At 31.3% G+C, this 15662-nt stretch carries 24 protein-coding genes; 23 read left to right on the top strand and 1 reads right to left on the bottom strand.

Annotated features, from left to right (window positions below; translation table 11 throughout):
* The first annotated feature begins 161 nt into the window (after positions 1-161).
* The 3 genes from V8G61_RS11105 to V8G61_RS11115 are packed head-to-tail and all read left to right on the top strand — an operon-like array spanning position 162 to position 2132.
* On the top strand, positions 162-431 hold the full coding sequence (locus V8G61_RS11105; protein ID WP_394875746.1) for a hypothetical protein: 270 nt from the start codon (positions 162-164) through the stop codon (positions 429-431).
* A 30-nt stretch (positions 432-461) separates the two neighbouring features.
* Positions 462-1313, top strand: a complete 852-nt coding sequence (locus tag V8G61_RS11110) for a CFI-box-CTERM domain-containing protein (RefSeq protein WP_394875747.1) — start codon at positions 462-464, stop codon at positions 1311-1313.
* A 3-nt stretch (positions 1314-1316) separates the two neighbouring features.
* Positions 1317-2132, top strand: coding sequence for a hypothetical protein (locus V8G61_RS11115; RefSeq protein ID WP_394875748.1), 816 nt, complete (start codon positions 1317-1319; stop codon positions 2130-2132).
* Positions 2133-2408: 276 nt separating this feature from the next.
* Here the strand turns inward: V8G61_RS11115 and V8G61_RS11120 are convergent, their stop codons facing one another.
* Positions 2409-2807, bottom strand: a complete 399-nt coding sequence (locus V8G61_RS11120; RefSeq protein WP_394875749.1) for a hypothetical protein — start codon at positions 2805-2807, stop codon at positions 2409-2411.
* An 88-nt stretch (positions 2808-2895) separates the two neighbouring features.
* Between V8G61_RS11120 and V8G61_RS11125 the strand changes: the two genes are divergently transcribed.
* The 20 genes from V8G61_RS11125 (at position 2896) to V8G61_RS11220 (ending at position 15465) form a co-directional block, all read left to right on the top strand.
* Positions 2896-3813, top strand: coding sequence for a tyrosine-type recombinase/integrase (locus V8G61_RS11125; protein WP_394875750.1), 918 nt, complete (start codon positions 2896-2898; stop codon positions 3811-3813).
* A gap of 53 nt (positions 3814-3866) precedes the next feature.
* A complete protein-coding gene (locus V8G61_RS11130) occupies positions 3867-4298 on the top strand; it encodes a hypothetical protein (RefSeq protein WP_394875751.1) in 432 nt (143 codons plus the stop codon).
* A 163-nt stretch (positions 4299-4461) separates the two neighbouring features.
* Positions 4462-4884, top strand: coding sequence for a hypothetical protein (locus V8G61_RS11135; protein ID WP_394875752.1), 423 nt, complete (start codon positions 4462-4464; stop codon positions 4882-4884).
* Between the two features lie 244 nt (positions 4885-5128).
* Positions 5129-5593 carry a DUF4274 domain-containing protein gene (locus V8G61_RS11140; protein WP_394875753.1) on the top strand — a complete coding sequence of 155 codons (465 nt, stop codon included), beginning with the start codon at positions 5129-5131 and terminating at the stop codon, positions 5591-5593.
* A gap of 256 nt (positions 5594-5849) precedes the next feature.
* A complete protein-coding gene (locus tag V8G61_RS11145; RefSeq protein ID WP_394875754.1) occupies positions 5850-6404 on the top strand; it encodes a hypothetical protein in 555 nt (184 codons plus the stop codon).
* Between the two features lie 181 nt (positions 6405-6585).
* Positions 6586-7200 carry a hypothetical protein gene (locus V8G61_RS11150; RefSeq protein WP_394875756.1) on the top strand — a complete coding sequence of 205 codons (615 nt, stop codon included), beginning with the start codon at positions 6586-6588 and terminating at the stop codon, positions 7198-7200.
* A 165-nt stretch (positions 7201-7365) separates the two neighbouring features.
* Positions 7366-7872, top strand: coding sequence for a tetratricopeptide repeat protein (locus V8G61_RS11155; RefSeq protein ID WP_394875757.1), 507 nt, complete (start codon positions 7366-7368; stop codon positions 7870-7872).
* A 259-nt stretch (positions 7873-8131) separates the two neighbouring features.
* Complete coding sequence (locus V8G61_RS11160) at positions 8132-8680, top strand: hypothetical protein (RefSeq protein WP_394875758.1); 549 nt, start codon at positions 8132-8134, stop codon at positions 8678-8680.
* A 163-nt stretch (positions 8681-8843) separates the two neighbouring features.
* Positions 8844-9338: a hypothetical protein gene (locus V8G61_RS11165; RefSeq protein ID WP_394875759.1), complete on the top strand. Its 495-nt coding sequence runs from the start codon at positions 8844-8846 to the stop codon at positions 9336-9338.
* A gap of 242 nt (positions 9339-9580) precedes the next feature.
* Complete coding sequence (locus V8G61_RS11170) at positions 9581-10171, top strand: hypothetical protein (RefSeq protein WP_394875760.1); 591 nt, start codon at positions 9581-9583, stop codon at positions 10169-10171.
* A 163-nt stretch (positions 10172-10334) separates the two neighbouring features.
* Positions 10335-10784: a carboxypeptidase-like regulatory domain-containing protein gene (locus V8G61_RS11175; protein WP_394875761.1), complete on the top strand. Its 450-nt coding sequence runs from the start codon at positions 10335-10337 to the stop codon at positions 10782-10784.
* A 170-nt stretch (positions 10785-10954) separates the two neighbouring features.
* Positions 10955-11374 carry an SMI1/KNR4 family protein gene (locus V8G61_RS11180; protein WP_394875762.1) on the top strand — a complete coding sequence of 140 codons (420 nt, stop codon included), beginning with the start codon at positions 10955-10957 and terminating at the stop codon, positions 11372-11374.
* 168 nt (positions 11375-11542) lie between these two features.
* Positions 11543-12043, top strand: a complete 501-nt coding sequence (locus tag V8G61_RS11185) for a hypothetical protein (RefSeq protein ID WP_394875763.1) — start codon at positions 11543-11545, stop codon at positions 12041-12043.
* Between the two features lie 114 nt (positions 12044-12157).
* Positions 12158-12703, top strand: a complete 546-nt coding sequence (locus tag V8G61_RS11190) for a hypothetical protein (RefSeq protein ID WP_394875764.1) — start codon at positions 12158-12160, stop codon at positions 12701-12703.
* 219 nt (positions 12704-12922) lie between these two features.
* Positions 12923-13318, top strand: coding sequence for a hypothetical protein (locus tag V8G61_RS11195; protein WP_394875765.1), 396 nt, complete (start codon positions 12923-12925; stop codon positions 13316-13318).
* A 147-nt stretch (positions 13319-13465) separates the two neighbouring features.
* A complete protein-coding gene (locus tag V8G61_RS11200; protein ID WP_394875766.1) occupies positions 13466-13825 on the top strand; it encodes a hypothetical protein in 360 nt (119 codons plus the stop codon).
* Positions 13826-13828: 3 nt separating this feature from the next.
* Positions 13829-14269, top strand: coding sequence for a hypothetical protein (locus V8G61_RS11205; RefSeq protein WP_394875767.1), 441 nt, complete (start codon positions 13829-13831; stop codon positions 14267-14269).
* 150 nt (positions 14270-14419) lie between these two features.
* Positions 14420-14689: a hypothetical protein gene (locus V8G61_RS11210; RefSeq protein ID WP_394875768.1), complete on the top strand. Its 270-nt coding sequence runs from the start codon at positions 14420-14422 to the stop codon at positions 14687-14689.
* A gap of 15 nt (positions 14690-14704) precedes the next feature.
* Positions 14705-14863, top strand: a complete 159-nt coding sequence (locus tag V8G61_RS11215) for a hypothetical protein (protein ID WP_394875769.1) — start codon at positions 14705-14707, stop codon at positions 14861-14863.
* Positions 14851-15465: a hypothetical protein gene (locus V8G61_RS11220; RefSeq protein WP_394875770.1), complete on the top strand. Its 615-nt coding sequence runs from the start codon at positions 14851-14853 to the stop codon at positions 15463-15465. The genes V8G61_RS11215 and V8G61_RS11220 overlap by 13 nt, the downstream gene beginning before the upstream one ends.
* Positions 15466-15662 lie beyond the last annotated feature (197 nt).

Here is a 15662-nt window from a genome sequence, read left to right on the forward strand (position 1 = left end):
GTCCTTCTATCTGCAAAAGTATTAACTCCACGTTTGTGGTATTTAATAATAATTCTTATCTCTGTATTTCATATTGATAGTTAATCAGATACGGGAAACCGTAAATCACTTCTACCTATTTATGTTATAATTGAATGCATTAACTAACTAAACTTTTTAATATGTTTTTTAAAAACAAAAAAGACCCACTCAAAACATATATAAAGAATGATTTGAATTCTGGTCTTAAAAAGATGATTAGAGATGGATTGATTGAAATTAATAGTCCGTTGGCTGCTATGCATATTATGAATTATATAGCGCATATGAAAAAATCCTATTCAGAGATGAGAACACTTTTTCAAATTAAATACTCACTACAAAGTGGTGAGGTTTCGATGAAAGTATTGGAAGCGGTCTCTGAATTCCAAAAAGAATGGATTGAATCATAAACTAACGTATAACAAAAGTATTAATTTGACATGAAGCTATTAAATGATTTAGTTTTAAGAACAAGGACTAAATGCCCTGATTTTGGAGATATATTGTCAGAATTGGGACATATTGATGTTTATGGCACATATCGTCCAGTAGCTTATTACGAAGAGGGCATCAAAGAGATTGGTGATATATTTGGTTCTGAACCATATTACAAACAAGGTTACATTACAAATTTAATTACTCAGGAAAACAGCTTCAATATTCTGTTTATGAAATACAAAGGGGAATATTGTAATGATATAGGAGGGTTATATATTTCAAGGGAAGATATTATAGGATTTGAAGTATTCGATGCTGATAACCTTGAGGTTATAAAAGACGAGGAAGTTAAAGAACGAATGAATTATATGTGGAAGAAAGGAGGGGGTGTTTTAGGTAGTGTAACTGGTGGATTAACGAGTAAATTAATTAAGCTGAAAACTGAAAGCATAAAGGGAAATAAGTTTGTACTTTCCTTTTATGACAATCAAAATAAGATTAATAATATAAGCCTATATGTAAGAAGCGAATATTTTCAAGAGACATACCTTTTTATAAATACATATTTCAAAAATAAACTGGAGGAAGAAGCTATAAAAGGAGAAACTGGTTCAAATAGCAGTTGTTTTATTGCAACAGCATGCTATAAAGACTATTATAGTAAGGAGGTTATATTCTTTAGAAACTACAGAGATTCAAGGCTCTCTAAATCACTTATAGGGAGACTTTTTATTTTTATTTATTATAATATTAGCCCAATTTTATATAAACCAGTTTTCAATAGTCCAAAAACCAGTTTTGTTTTTAAGAAGGTATTGGACAAATTGCATAAAATACTCAAACAAAACCATTAAAAATTGAATCAATATTTAAAACACAATAATCAACTTCAAAAAGTTTATTCAGAACTAGGAAAGGAAATCGACATAACTCAAAAAGAAGCCACCAAAGTTCTACATATACATCATGATAAGTTTAGGCTTCACATGAATGAAGGAACTTTGGACAGCGAAGATTACCTTAAAAGTGAAATGGCCTGGGATAATATAGACCAAAAGCTAAAAACACTTAAGCACATAAAATTGATTCTGCAAAAATACAGAAACGGTTCTGGAGTTGATGATGAGTCAGAAGCACTGGATGAAGAATTGTTGAACCATTCAAATATAGCGACTCAAAAAGAGCTTCATTTTATTGCTGAAATGTTTACAGATTACAGGACTCGATTAGCAATAGAAAATTCCGATGTTGATGAACTCATAAAGCTTAAAATCAAGTCAAAGACCAATTCTCAATTCATTAAAGAAAAATTCATAAAAGCATGTGAGAATTTAGATGCCTCTGTTTTTGAGCCCCTCATTGATGAGGACGAATTCTTTGAAGATTTAGATAAATATAAGTTCCTTCAATCTATGAAAGAGCAGTTTGACCATCTAAAGGGAAATGGAATAGAGAAAGTTAAAATGGTAGTTGGAAAATGTGAAATGTGTTTTATAGGAGAACAGGTTCATGAATTTTACTCCGTTCCAGGGAATGGACAACCAGCTTTTGCTTATAATATTCAGGAACGAGATGGGATAATAAAAGACATATTTAGATGTAACCTAAGCGATAGGTACAGTAAAGCGTCAAGGGATAGTAGAGACCCTAATATTACCTATCTAAACTATTAGTTTATCCATTAAATATTCTTTAATACTGAATTATTTTATCGCTATTTAGGAACTGGAGATTAGCGATTTCTCCTCCCTCAAATCTTAATTTATGGCCTCAATGTAAAAATTGAAAATAAACTAAAATTGCAATACGCATATACATTAGGGTACTTCGAAGGTCAATTTGGGTCAAAAATTGGGGCTTGGATGGGTAGGCTGATTCAACGATGGATGAAAATGTCCTGCCTATAAAACACATCCTTTGGCTTTAAGACTTAAAGTATTATTGGTTAATTAATTATTAAAACTCCAGGGTTCAAACCTTAAGGTTTTCATGTAATCTTGTTGCTTAACAATTAGCATCTTTTCGATTCCTTTATCATCTTTAATTGGTAGAAAAGCGTAGTCATAGCAAAAATAATAAACTCCTTTCTTAAATGGATAGATGTGCGTAAACAATTCAAATTGATATCCAGATTGAGCAAGTACATCTTTTCTAACAGTACTTTTTCCACTGGGACAAAAATGTGCTAATAAACTTCTGTTTCCTCTCAAAGCACTATTTATTTTCTGAATCGTAATTTCATGCTGAGGTCTGTTTTTGTTGTGATAAATACTCCTGCACTGAGCATCACAAAACTTTTTATCGGACCTACCAATAAGTTCCTTATTACACGATAAACAGAATTTCATTTGCATAGCCCTTATTATTAAACGTTTATATACGTATGTAAATGTTTAAAAATACGCTTAAGAAATTTTAAAAGACGAATTTTATCCTATGAAACCTACTTATAACAAATTATCATTACCTAATAACATCGTTAAAAGGCCAGATTACCAATTGGCATTGGATTTAATGAATCAAAAATTGATTCTTAAGAAGTACAGCGCTAATACTACAAAAACCTATTTACACATGTTTAAACGCTTCTTAGAATACATAAACCCATTACCGTTACACCAAGTTAGTAAAGCCCATATAATGCATTATCATAAGGAACTGGTTACAAAACAGGGCGTATCGGCATCCTATCAAAATCAAAGTATTAATGCTATAAAGTTTTATATTGAAAAAGTTTTGAATTTACCTAAGGTAACATATGATTTTTGTAGACCACGAAAAGCTAAAGCGCTTCCAAAAGTCCTATCCATTGAAGAAGTATCCAAAATACTTGATTGCACAAAAAATATTAAACATAAAACTATCCTTTCAGTTATATATGGTTGTGGGTTAAGAATATCAGAAAGTGTTAATTTAAAAATTGAGGACATTGATTCTTCCAATATGCGGATTTGGGTTAGAAATGCCAAAGGGAATAAAGATAGAATTACCCTTCTTTCTCCAGGTTTACTTGAACAGCTGCGAGCTTATTATAAACTATATAAACCAAAGCAGTGGTTATTTGAGGGCGTCAATGGTAAACCATATAGTGTTTCAAGTATTAGGCAGGTTTTTAACCGTTCAAAGAAGAAGGCAGGTATAAACGCACCAGCTACTGTTCATACCTTAAGACATTCATTTGCTACTCATTTGTTGGATGCTGGCACTAATTTGAGATACATACAAAAATTATTAGGTCACAATAGCTCAAAAACCACTGAGATTTACACACATGTAAGCACAACAAATCTTACAAATATTACAAGCCCCTTCGAAATGGTAGGAAAAATGACTACATTTGGAAATAGGAAATAAACGCAATAAAATACGTTTATTAACTAGTTGTACTGCATTTGAAAAAACGTCCTATGAAAAATTTCTTTTTTGGAAAAATTCTTATGATTTTAATGACAATCATATTAATAGGCTGTGGAAATAAAACAATGTATGACGTTTTTAAAAACGAAAATATTCCACTAGAATTAAATGGAAAAATAATTGATATTGACTATTACAAAGGCGGAAATACTATCCTAACTGTTAGAAATAAAACTGGAAAAAACTCGGGAGCTTTTGACAAAAGGTTTTATGAATTAGTCCAACTTTGGGATTCAATAAAGAAAAAACCATATTCTAACAAATGCCTTATTACAAGAAAAGACAGTATTTTCTTTTTGGATTGTTATGAGTTTGATGAAAATTTGAAAGACTCATTTCCGAATTTGAGCAAATGGAATGAAAAAATAAAAGGGAAATGGATTTCTAAAAACAATGCAGAAATTAAAAACCTTATTGAGTAATAAAATAAAAACGCAGTACAACAACGGCTATAAATAATTGCTAGTTATCGCTTATCCTGAAAATTCCTGCGGAATTTTCAGCTTTTTGTCTACTTGTAAAGTTAAATACTAAAACACGCAACTACTCATAGCCGTGAACGTTACCAAACATTAAAAACCCGCCTTGAAATCGAAATTACTATCATTTATAATTAAATACGGATTGCTAATCGGCGGACTTTTTATGTTATTAATATCTCTTATTATTATTAATAATGGATTTAAAAAGAAACAGATAACCAAGGAAAATAAAATTGTTACTGTTAAGGTAATTGAATCGCCTACAGACTGTGATAATTTAGGACGTAGGAGAGATTATTGTAAGCTCAAATTTAACGGACAAATATTCGTAAAAAATGTGAATAGAATATTTTGTGAATTAGTTGTTGGCAAAAAAGAAATCAAAATGTTGACAAATGAAAAAAAGGACGAGCTTGTTTTTCCGAATGAATATGAAAACTCAAAAGACTTCCTTTATGGAATTTTACTCGTGCTTTTTGCGATTGTTATTTCTTACAAAGGTTGGAAAAATAAAAACGTTTGGTAACACCGTGTATAATTCATTGCTTAGTTTCTCACTTATCGGAAAATCCTGCGGATTTTCCTACGGTTCGTTTTTATTTGCTAAATTGATTACCTAAAACCGCAACAAACCATACACGAAACGTTGTCTTTAATGCTGAAAAAACATTCTTCGAGCAATGAAATTATTGCTGAATAGTGAACAGAGTGGACGAGAAAAATAAAAATATCATGGATAGAAAATGATAATACGCCCGAATAAAATTCTGATGATAAAAAAGAACTTTATCGAATTCTCATTTGACGATGATATTGAAAATGATGAAGAAACTGTTCCCGATTTCAAAAAATTCCAAACTCTAAATTCAGCGGAACAATATTATCTTGCGGACAACTATAATTGGGATGACGGAACAATTGTTTTGGATTGGATAATTAATAGCCCAAAATGCGATAAGGGAACTGCGTGTTTGATTTTTTGGAGAGCGGAACCTGATTATTATTACGATTATACAGCGGAAACAATCGAAAGCTATCAAGCTGATGTTTGGCATTTGCTTCAAAAGATTGTCGAACGATTTAAGAAAGATGATTTTAAAGCAAGTAAATTTGAGTTCATACCAGCCAAAGAAGGATATAAAACTGATTGGGAAATTAAATTAGATATTTGGAAATTTCCAACTGAATTGAATAACGGAATTAAAGGTAAAAAACCGTTCGGATTTGGATTATAATAACCAACATTTGCGGAAAGCACTAAAGACAACACGGTGTATAAAACATAGCTAATTAAGTGTTTAATCGATAAGTTTGTGTTTTATTTACTTAAACCGCCAAGTTTTTAATTTGGCTATAAAACTGAGAAGTTAAATCAAAATATAAAAAATTGGCTCTGTGCTAAACCCAAAATGTAGTACCTTTTTACACGCTACGTTTCATACACTGAGCCGTTGGCTGTAATGCCGAAAACCTATACCATTAAACTTTTGAATGAAAAAAAATAATTCACTTTCTTATCTAATAATTTTGACAATTCTATTAGGTGCTGGAATCTATTACCGAGGTGAATCTAAAAAAAGACTTTATAAAGGAGATATTATATCGAAAGAGGTAACAGTATCTTCATTCAAACCAAAGCTAGATGATTACGAAAGTACAGATGATATAGAATTTGAATTTTCTGAATTTCCTGATAAAGTATTTGAAATTGATTACTTATTAATTGACTTTGATAAAGGAAAAGAACTGCTAGCCAATTTAAATATAAATGATAAAATAATCATCGATGTTGATAGACAACATTACAATAATAAAATAGATAAAAACCCTTTTTTAGGAATAAAACATTCGATTTCTATTTTGGGAATCAGAATATCTGAACAAGACGAAATTCCTGTTTTAGACTATAATGTAGAGGTAGTTTCAAAGAATCTAACTATGAGTTATGTTTCTTTTTTTGGAGTATTATTAATCGTTATATTCTGGGTTTATGAATATATTAAAAGAAAGACAAAAGAAAAAAACACTACAGCCAACAAGGTATAAAAAACATAGGCAATTTAGGCTTAATTCAAAGGTCTGTGTTTATTTATAAAGTCGCCAAATATAAAATTTGGCGTTTACTAAAAACTATAAAAGCAAAATATTTATATTTGGCTTAGTACCAATCCGAAATGTATAGCTTATCACCTGCCCTACGTTTCTTATACGAGACGTTGCCCACAATATGAAAAAAACGATATTATTACTATTAACAATCATTCTGACTTCTTCCAATTCTAATTCTCAAGAAATAAAAGATAACGGAAAAATTGAAAACGGAATTTACACTTGTAGCAGATTTGATTGGAAAATAACTATCCCAAATGGATATGAAATAAGAACTGTAAAAGATGAACAGGACTTGGAAGAAGTTGGTTACGAAACTGTAAATGACCAAGTGCCAGATGGAATGACAGTTCGAAAAAATCGACCATATTTAGTCGGATTTGGAATTGACGAAAAAAACTACTTTTCTGCCTCATTTGAGCCACTAGAAGGAACAAAAAAAATGACTTTGCCTGAACACCAAAAGTTTGTCGCAAAATTGATTTCTGACTCTTACGCAACTATAAACGGAATTAAATCCGAGCAGGAATTGGAAAATAAAAAAATAGGAGATTATGACTTTTATATTATTAAAGGTGAGTTATATAATCAAAAAACAGATGAACTTTTATTAACGCAACTGATTTACAACACGTATATAAAAAATCATTTATTTAGTGTTTCAATAAATTATTCGACTGAACAGAACGGAAAAAAACTGATTGAAAATTTTGAAAAATCATTAACTGAATAAAAATACTGTGGGCAACAAAGTGTATAATTCATTGCTTAGGTTCTAGCTTATCGGAAAATCCTGCGGATTTTCCTACGGTTCGTTTTTATTTGCTAAATTGGTTACCTAAAATCGCAACAAACCATACACGAACCGTTGTGGTTAATGTCCAAAAAAACCTACTAAATGAATAAAATTTTACTCATTTTAATTCTGTTATTCACAGCTACAAGCTGTAATAAAAAAGAAAAATCGACCGAACTTACTAAACAAGCTATGGCAGTCTTTACGGAATATAACTTGGACAATAAAACCCGTATTGACAGTTCACTAACTCTTCTAAACTTAGCTATCGAATTAGATAAAAATAACTTCAAGGCTTATGAAAACAAATATGGTTTATTAAGCCAAAAAAAAGACATAAATGGAATGTTTAGCTGCGTTAACAAAATGGTCGAACTTAGACCAAACCAACCTTATTGGAAATTAATTAAAGGTTTTGTTTTTGACTTAAAAAAAGACAGTATAAATGCCCTAAAACTTTACAAAGAAAGTGTAAATCAATACAAAAACATCCTTAAAGTGGACTCTACTGATTTTAATTTAAAATTGGAATTCGTCACAGCCTTAAGGACAGTGAATAAAAATAAAAGTGCTGATAGTATTTTAAAAAAAATGCAAAATAGACTATAAAACTGAACATCAAATGCAAATTCTAGATTACTACATTAAAAATGACACTTTGACAAGAAAAGGACAAATCGAGAACTGGAAAAACCTTATCGTTGAATAAAACACTAACCACAACACCGTGTAAAAATAATTGCTTGGTTCTGGCCTACTTGGAAAATCCTGCGGATTTTCCTCTGGTTCGTTTCCTTTTTACTATTTTAGTGGCTTATAAACGCAACTATCCTTACACGTAACGTTGGCAACAATGTCAAAAAAACCTATGAACAGAATTTTAATCATTTTTCTAATAATCGGATTTTACTCTTGTGGAGAAAATCAGAAATCTGAAAAGAAAACGGAAACTGATTTAGTTGAGAAAGGTGTTTCTGAACTTAAAGACTTTGATTTATTACAAGATTTTGAGCAAAATAAAGCGGAATTTGGAACTGACACTTTTGACCTTTTTGGTCACTCTTCTGAAGGTGGCGAATTGATAGTATTCCACGATAAAAAATTCGACTATATTGTTTATGATTTTTGGATATATGGAGAACTTGGAAAACTGAATTATACTTATTGGACAGAAAAAAACGGAGAAACGAGTTTCAAATTTATCAAAAAATTGGAATATAGTTATGACAAACCATTTTATCAAGGAGATTTTGAAATGGATTCTACCATTAACTATTTATCGTATTCAAACTCAAAAATAAAACTATTTGATATAAACAAAGCGGAAATAACAGAATCTGAACTGATTGAAAAAAGCAAATTGGAATTAGAATCATTTTTCACCGATGTTACTAAAGGAATAGAAATAATAAAATAAAACACAGTTGCCAACAACATGTAAAAATAATTGCTAGGTCAGTATTAATCGGAAAGTCCTGCGGACTTTCCTTTCGTATTTTTCCTTTTGCTATCTTGAGGGCTCAACCACGCAACTATTCTTACACCAAACGTTGTAAGTAATTTAAAATATCATCATCTAAATGAGAAAATTGTATTTATTAATTGTACTCTTAACTTTTCAAAATATTTTTTGTCAAGTAGAATCAGCTGAAATTATTCTTAATTACAATTTCTCAGCAGGAGAGGAAAATCTTGAAATTAACTTGAACAGGAATTCAGATTCGACCAAAGTTACTATAGATTCAAAAAAAATTCTTGAATATTTCTATTCGAAAAAACAAGAAAGAAAAGTAATCGAGACAGTTAATAGAAACTTTTATATCAGCAATGAAGTTTTTGATGACCTTCTTAAACAAATCAAGGCTATATCCAAATCTGGATTAAACAAAAATACAATTGTTATAGACAACGGAAAAATTACTACAATAACAGTTAAAAATGATAAAATGAACATATACTATGAGGTAATAGCCTTGAACATGGAAAATAGTGAAGGAGAATTGAAAAAATTCCTAAATGTATGCGTGAAAATTTTAGATATTGGAAATTTTAAACCTGAAAACTATTTTGATTAAAAAACTACTTACAACACCGTGTAAAAATAATTGCTAGGTCACCGTTCATTGGAAAGTCCTGCGAACTTTCCTTACATATTTCCCTTTTGCTATCTTGAGGGCTTAACTACGCAACTATCCTTACACCAACCGTTGTAGCCAATTTCAGAAAACTCAATTACTCGACCAAAAGAACAGTTCACTCAATTTGACTTTGACTAACTGAAAAATGAAATTAAGTTTGAGGTATCAAACCAAAATAGATGAATTACAAAATAATATTTCCTCTTTTGACTTTAATCGGATTTCTAACCTCGTGTAATTCTTATAAAGTAAAAGTGTACTCGTTGAGCAGAAACATAGAACTTATCGAAACAGATGGAAAAAAGCGAATGTTTGCCAAAGAGCCGAATAAGTCCATAGTTTTCATTTCGGACTCGACTGTGAATTACTCAAAAATTTATGGACATTTAGGAGCGTCAACTACAATTAAGTACAGAAAATCCAAAGACACGCTGATTTTGGAATCTCAAGATATCTACGGGAAAAATTTGACCGAAAATAATCCTGACTTTTCCAATCTTTATCTGATAAGTAATGACAGTTTGACCAGCTTATTGAATAACGAAAAATATTATTCAACTGACTATCTGAAAAGTTCGTCCAAAAAAGCTAAAGGATTTTACATCATTTACGAGAATAAAGCCTACAAAATAAAAAGTCAAAAAAGTGCCGACCGAATACTTGGAAAAATTGAAAATATTGATGCAAATAGATTTGTTGAATTGGACAGAGACTTTGCGAAAAGGAAATACGGAATAAATACTAAATATAAAACACTTGAATATAAATAAAAACTGGCTACAACACCGTGTATAATTAATTGCTTTGGCAAGTGCTCATCTGGAAAATTCCTTCGGAATTTTCTCGGGCAAGTATTTGTTTACTAAATTAGTTGCTGAAGAACGCAACTAACCATACACCAAACGTTGGCAACAATATGAAAAACCGAAAACTTTGAGAATTAAAACAGTATTTTTCATATCATTCTTTTTTTGCTTTTTCTCTGTATTTGGACAACGGACTTTAAGAGGAAAAACTATCGACCAATTTTCAGAAAGTGCCATTGGAATCACAATATTCGACAAAGACACAATCAAAATTGGACAAACTGACTTGAATGGGTATTTCCAAATTAAAGTACCCAAAGAAACGAATAAATTGATTTTTGCTGGAGTCGGCTATGAATGGGCAGTTGTTACAGTTCCATCGGAATGTGAAAACCTAGAGATAATTATATTTTTGGCTTCTACTTACGATTTTATGTCTCCTAGAAAAGTTGACAGACTTCGGAAAAAAGAATTTGAAAAATTAACCGAATTGCACTATCAAGCTTATAAAAAAGGAATTTTTGAAACCGAAACACCTTGTGTCATTCGAAAGTTCGAACCGAATTGGCCAAAATAATTGAATGAAAATACTGTTGCCAACAATGTATAACCGCAATTACGGCGGATTCGACTACGTCCGAATCCACTCGGAATTGCTAACGTCAGTTTAAACCGAAAATTAACGCATATTAACCCGTAACTGACGGTTATACGAGACCGTTGTGCATAATTTAACCAAACCGCGAAATGCCATTTCCATTAGACGAAAAATACATACAAGAAACTGAATCGGAACTGAACGTAAAATTCCCATCTGAATTTAAAAACCGAATGATAAAATCAAATGGCGGAGAATTATTGATTTCGGACGAGTTTGAATTTGAACTATATCCTTTCTTTGATAAATCTGACCGAAAAAGAATAAGTCGAACTTGTAATCATATTGCACTTGAAACAAAAAATGCTCGTGAATGTATTGGTTTTCCTGACAATGGAATTGCGATTGGAGCAGACGGATATGGAAATCAATTAATCTTGACTCACAGCGGAAATGGGAATTTAACTGACGAACTGTTTTTTTGGAATCACGAGACAAGAGAGGTTGAAAAAATAGCTGAATCGATTAATAAACTTTACGTTGAAAAAGCTCATTCTGGAACAAAATAAAATCGAAATGTAACTAAAAAACTATGCACAACATTGGCTATAAACAATTGCTATTACAGGCTTATCCTGAAAATTCCTGCGGAATTTTCAGCTTATCGTGTACTTGCAAAAGTCGGTATTAACCCACGCAACTGTTCATAGCCGAGACCGTTGTACCCAATTTGAGAAATGAACGAACTAACATTTGAAATAAATTCTAACGAAGAAATTTGGGAACTTTTTGACAAGGACTTGAATTCAATCTTCATCCACAAATTTGTGCCGAATGAGGTAATTGAATGGTGGAAAACGGATTTAAAAACTCAAAACGGAACTGAATTCAAAAACCTATCTGTTCGTCAAATGGAAATGGATGTCCAAACTGACTTGAACGGATTGAAAAAAATACTCGAACTGAATAATAAGCAATTAAGAATTTATCAATTCGAAAAACCTATTTCAGACACTCTCGAAATTCAAAGATTGCAGGAAAAGAATCGTATTCTGATTTTGAAACAAAACGGATTAAAGCATTTCTTTTTTATAGACTTTGAGTTCATAACAATTGGGAGTTTTGAATCTGAATTTATTAGTGGAATTGAACTTAATCCAAAATTCGAGAAACGAATTGCGGAAAGAAAACGAATAATAACTGAACAAAAAACTGGGTACAACAACGGCTATAAGTAATTGCTAGTTATCGCTTATCCTGAAAATTCCTGCGGAATTTTCAGCTTTTTGTATACTTGTAAAGTTAAATACTAAAACACGCAACTACTCATAGCCAAAACGTTGTACCACATTATGAAAAAACACTTATTTTGGACTTTAATTCTCGCAACTTTCGTTTTTTCTTGTAAGGAAAATAAATCGGAAAACACAAACGGACATAATATGGAAAACGAATTTGTCTCAAGAATCCACACAACGGAATTAGAAGCTGACTTATACCAACTTTTGGGAAAAACCTCATTTGAAAAGCACATTTCGGATTTTGAGAAGGTGGACTGGAATAGTGATTACGAAAAGGAATTTAACTCAATGGACTTCAATATGCCAGATTTGGAGGTTTTAAGCAAAAATGACTCAAAATATCTTTCGGTTAGTATTTCGCCAAATACGGACGACATTTATCAATTCATAATTGGACTTGGAACTCATTTAGAGACAAACAACCCAAATAATCCGAATCGAAAAGTTAAACTTTATATGACAGAATCGGACAATAAAGAAGTTCCGAAAAAATTTATTGACCTGTTTTTCAAAAGGGAATTTGCAAAAATAAACTCTGAACTGGATAAGCTGTACTTGATGGATGAGATTGAGGACGTGTATAACAATAAAAAATAACGTGGTACAACAACGTGTATAATTAATTGCTTTGGCAAGTGCTTATTTGGAAAATTCCTTCGGAATTTCCTCTGGCAAGTATTTGTTTACTAAATTAGTTGCTGAACCACGCAACTAACCATACACAAAACGTTGCCATTAATTTGAATCGTAATGAACAAATCCGTAATAATTGTACTTCTATCTTTACTAATCTCCAGTTGTACGGATATTAATCAAATGGAAAATTCAATTGCGGAAATTGAAAGTTTGAGAAATGAAAATGATAGTCTGAAAAAAATCATTACGGAAATGAATAGTAAATACGTTTTTGACAGCATTTCGTTCAGAAAGATTTATTCAAAAAATAATAAATATGAGCGAAATGCGGACTTTGAAATAGAATTACTAGTCGTTGGCTATAATCCAGATAAAAGTTATTTTATAAAATATGACTCGATTGTTGACAGACAAAAAATCAACCCCTACTTTTTACCGCAAAGTGAAGGTGGATTTAAATACAAAACTAAACTGACTGAAAAAATAAATAATATCTGGATTGAAATGAATGTTGAAAATGATTTCGGACAACAAAAAAAAGGAGTTCTCCACGAATCAATTCAGACAAAAAACTAATGGCAACAACGGCTATAAGTAATTGCTAGTTATCGCTTATCCCGAAAATTCCTGCGGAATTTTCAGCTTTTTGTATACTTGTAAAGTTAAATACTAAAACACGCAACTACTCATAGCCAAAACGTTGTAAACAATTTAAGACAAACATTGAAAAAAGCATTAAAATACGGATTTCTGATTTTCGGAATGCTAATTCTAATCGGTTTTGCGCTGAAAGGAAATATCACGCACGAACAATTTGACTCTGAAAAGTGGAAAAACTGGACGGAATCAGAATCTGAATGGTCATTGCGTTGGGATATGATGAACAGTTTGAGGAATAATCACGAACTAAAAGGAAAATCCAAGACTGAAATAATTGAATTGTTGGGAATTCCAGAAACTAAAAACGATTCCGAATTTGGTTACTATTTAGGAATGGCTAAACACGGAATTGACACAGGTCATTTGACAATCAAATTTGACAAAAACGACAAAGTAACTAGTTTTAATGTTAGACATAGTTAATAAATGAAGCAAATAATATTTACCTTAACTTTTATAATTAGTATTTCAATTAACGGAATTGCACAATCAAATGTAGATGTTAATGAAATGGTTGGATTTGGTTGCTACGAGGACGGAAGTCAATCAAAGCCAGTTCAGAAAGTTTCCAAACTAATTGACAAAGAAAAATACAATTCCATTATTAAACTTCTTGATTCGGAGAATAATGCTGAAAAATATCTAGCTGTAGTTGTTTGCGAAAAACTAACTGAATTAAACAAACTCACTCTGACAAAAGAACTGAAAGAAAAAATTGCGGAAATATATAAATCTAACGGAATTGTTTCTGTTTGCTCTGGTTGCGTTTATTGGGACAAACTGACTTTGAAAAAAATGCTTGATAAAGAAAATGATATCCGAATATCTGCAAATTATTGGCTTGACTATAAATTTAAAAAAGAATAAAAACTGTTTACAACAACGGCTATAAATAATTGCTAGTAATCGCTTATCTTAAAAATTCCTGCGGAATTTTCAGCTTTTTGTATACTTGTAAAGTTAAATACTAAAACACGCAACTACTCATAGCCAAAACGTTGTGCCTAATTTAAGAAAATGATTGCCGAAATAAATAAATCGTGGAATTGGAAAGGATTTAATGCAACCGAAATTATTCGGACAAACGACTTTGGCAATGTGATTTTCAAAACGGACAAGAACGATTATTGGAGAATCTGCCCCGAAGAAATTAGTTGTGAAAAGATTGCGGAATCGGAATCGGAATTTGACCGAATTACGGCTGACTCTGAATTTATTGAGGATTGGACAATGACGAATCTTGTGGACATTGCAAAATCCGAGCTCGGAGAATTAGAGGAAAATTAAAAATATTGCTTAAAAATGCCAGCAGTTATCGGTGGAGAATATAAAATATCTAACATTGGAAAAATAAGTTTTTCGGAACTAATTTCTTTTAGTGGGGATTTAGGATTTCAAATAAAGGACTTGAAAGTTGGACAAAAAGTAAAATTAAATATTAAAAAAACTTGGAAAGATTAATTCAATCAGGAATTTTAGATATACTTCAAAGTGTGGGAATAATTATTGCTTCAATAGTTGCTGTTTGGGGAATTAACAGTTGGCGTAGAGAAGCAAAATGGAAGAGAAAATATGAGCTCGCTGAAGAAGTTCTTGCAAATATGTACGAAGCTCATCACGCAATCCGAATAATAAGAAGTCCAATTGGATTTGGAAATGAGGGTTCAAGCCGTTCTAAAAATGATAATGAAACACCACAACAAACTGAAATTTACAATCAGGCTTACGTTGCAAGGGAAAGATTTGAGAGAAATAAAAAACCCCTTGAAAAGTTACATGCTTTAAAATATAGATTTATTGCACTCTATGGAAAAGAATATGAAAAACATTTTGATAAGTTTTCTCAAACCGTTCACAAAATATTTTTTGCATCAGACCAAATAGCAAGGGTTAAACTTGGAGAATATGGTAATGAACAAGAATTAAAAAGTAAAATAATGATAGAAAGTAGGGCTGATTTATATGGCTCAATAAAATTTGATGATAATATTGAGAAGGAACTTGGAGTAGCAGTAAATGCAATCGAGCAAAAATGTAGAGCAATTATAGGAAAAAATAACTAGGCACAACATCGGCTATAAGTAATTGCTAGTTATCGCTTATCCTTAAAATTCCTGCGGAATTTTCAGCTTTTTGTATACTTGTAAAGTTAATTACTAAAACACGCAACTACTCATAGCCAAAACGTTGGCAACAATTACTCACTCAAAATCTGAAAAGCTGATAATATGAAAAAAATATTATTAATAACATTATCAAT

It is taken from the genome of Gaetbulibacter sp. M240, from assembly GCF_043876815.1.
In the GTDB taxonomy this organism is placed as follows: Bacteria; Bacteroidota; Bacteroidia; order Flavobacteriales; family Flavobacteriaceae; genus Gaetbulibacter_A.

Excerpts from the sequence above, each read along its gene's own strand:
- V8G61_RS11105 (WP_394875746.1), top strand. The coding sequence starts at position 162 with ATGTTTTTTAAAAACAAAAAAGACCCACTCAAAACATATATAAAGAAT.
- V8G61_RS11110 (WP_394875747.1), top strand. The coding sequence starts at position 462 with ATGAAGCTATTAAATGATTTAGTTTTAAGAACAAGGACTAAATGCCCT.
- V8G61_RS11120 (WP_394875749.1), bottom strand. The coding sequence starts at position 2,807 with ATGAAATTCTGTTTATCGTGTAATAAGGAACTTATTGGTAGGTCCGAT.
- V8G61_RS11125 (WP_394875750.1), top strand. The coding sequence starts at position 2,896 with ATGAAACCTACTTATAACAAATTATCATTACCTAATAACATCGTTAAA.
- V8G61_RS11130 (WP_394875751.1), top strand. The coding sequence starts at position 3,867 with ATGAAAAATTTCTTTTTTGGAAAAATTCTTATGATTTTAATGACAATC.
- V8G61_RS11140 (WP_394875753.1), top strand. The coding sequence starts at position 5,129 with ATGATAAAAAAGAACTTTATCGAATTCTCATTTGACGATGATATTGAA.
- V8G61_RS11145 (WP_394875754.1), top strand. The coding sequence starts at position 5,850 with ATGAAAAAAAATAATTCACTTTCTTATCTAATAATTTTGACAATTCTA.
- V8G61_RS11150 (WP_394875756.1), top strand. The coding sequence starts at position 6,586 with ATGAAAAAAACGATATTATTACTATTAACAATCATTCTGACTTCTTCC.
- V8G61_RS11155 (WP_394875757.1), top strand. The coding sequence starts at position 7,366 with ATGAATAAAATTTTACTCATTTTAATTCTGTTATTCACAGCTACAAGC.
- V8G61_RS11160 (WP_394875758.1), top strand. The coding sequence starts at position 8,132 with ATGAACAGAATTTTAATCATTTTTCTAATAATCGGATTTTACTCTTGT.
- V8G61_RS11165 (WP_394875759.1), top strand. The coding sequence starts at position 8,844 with ATGAGAAAATTGTATTTATTAATTGTACTCTTAACTTTTCAAAATATT.
- V8G61_RS11170 (WP_394875760.1), top strand. The coding sequence starts at position 9,581 with ATGAATTACAAAATAATATTTCCTCTTTTGACTTTAATCGGATTTCTA.
- V8G61_RS11180 (WP_394875762.1), top strand. The coding sequence starts at position 10,955 with ATGCCATTTCCATTAGACGAAAAATACATACAAGAAACTGAATCGGAA.
- V8G61_RS11185 (WP_394875763.1), top strand. The coding sequence starts at position 11,543 with ATGAACGAACTAACATTTGAAATAAATTCTAACGAAGAAATTTGGGAA.
- V8G61_RS11190 (WP_394875764.1), top strand. The coding sequence starts at position 12,158 with ATGAAAAAACACTTATTTTGGACTTTAATTCTCGCAACTTTCGTTTTT.
- V8G61_RS11195 (WP_394875765.1), top strand. The coding sequence starts at position 12,923 with ATGGAAAATTCAATTGCGGAAATTGAAAGTTTGAGAAATGAAAATGAT.
- V8G61_RS11205 (WP_394875767.1), top strand. The coding sequence starts at position 13,829 with ATGAAGCAAATAATATTTACCTTAACTTTTATAATTAGTATTTCAATT.
- V8G61_RS11210 (WP_394875768.1), top strand. The coding sequence starts at position 14,420 with ATGATTGCCGAAATAAATAAATCGTGGAATTGGAAAGGATTTAATGCA.
- V8G61_RS11215 (WP_394875769.1), top strand. The coding sequence starts at position 14,705 with ATGCCAGCAGTTATCGGTGGAGAATATAAAATATCTAACATTGGAAAA.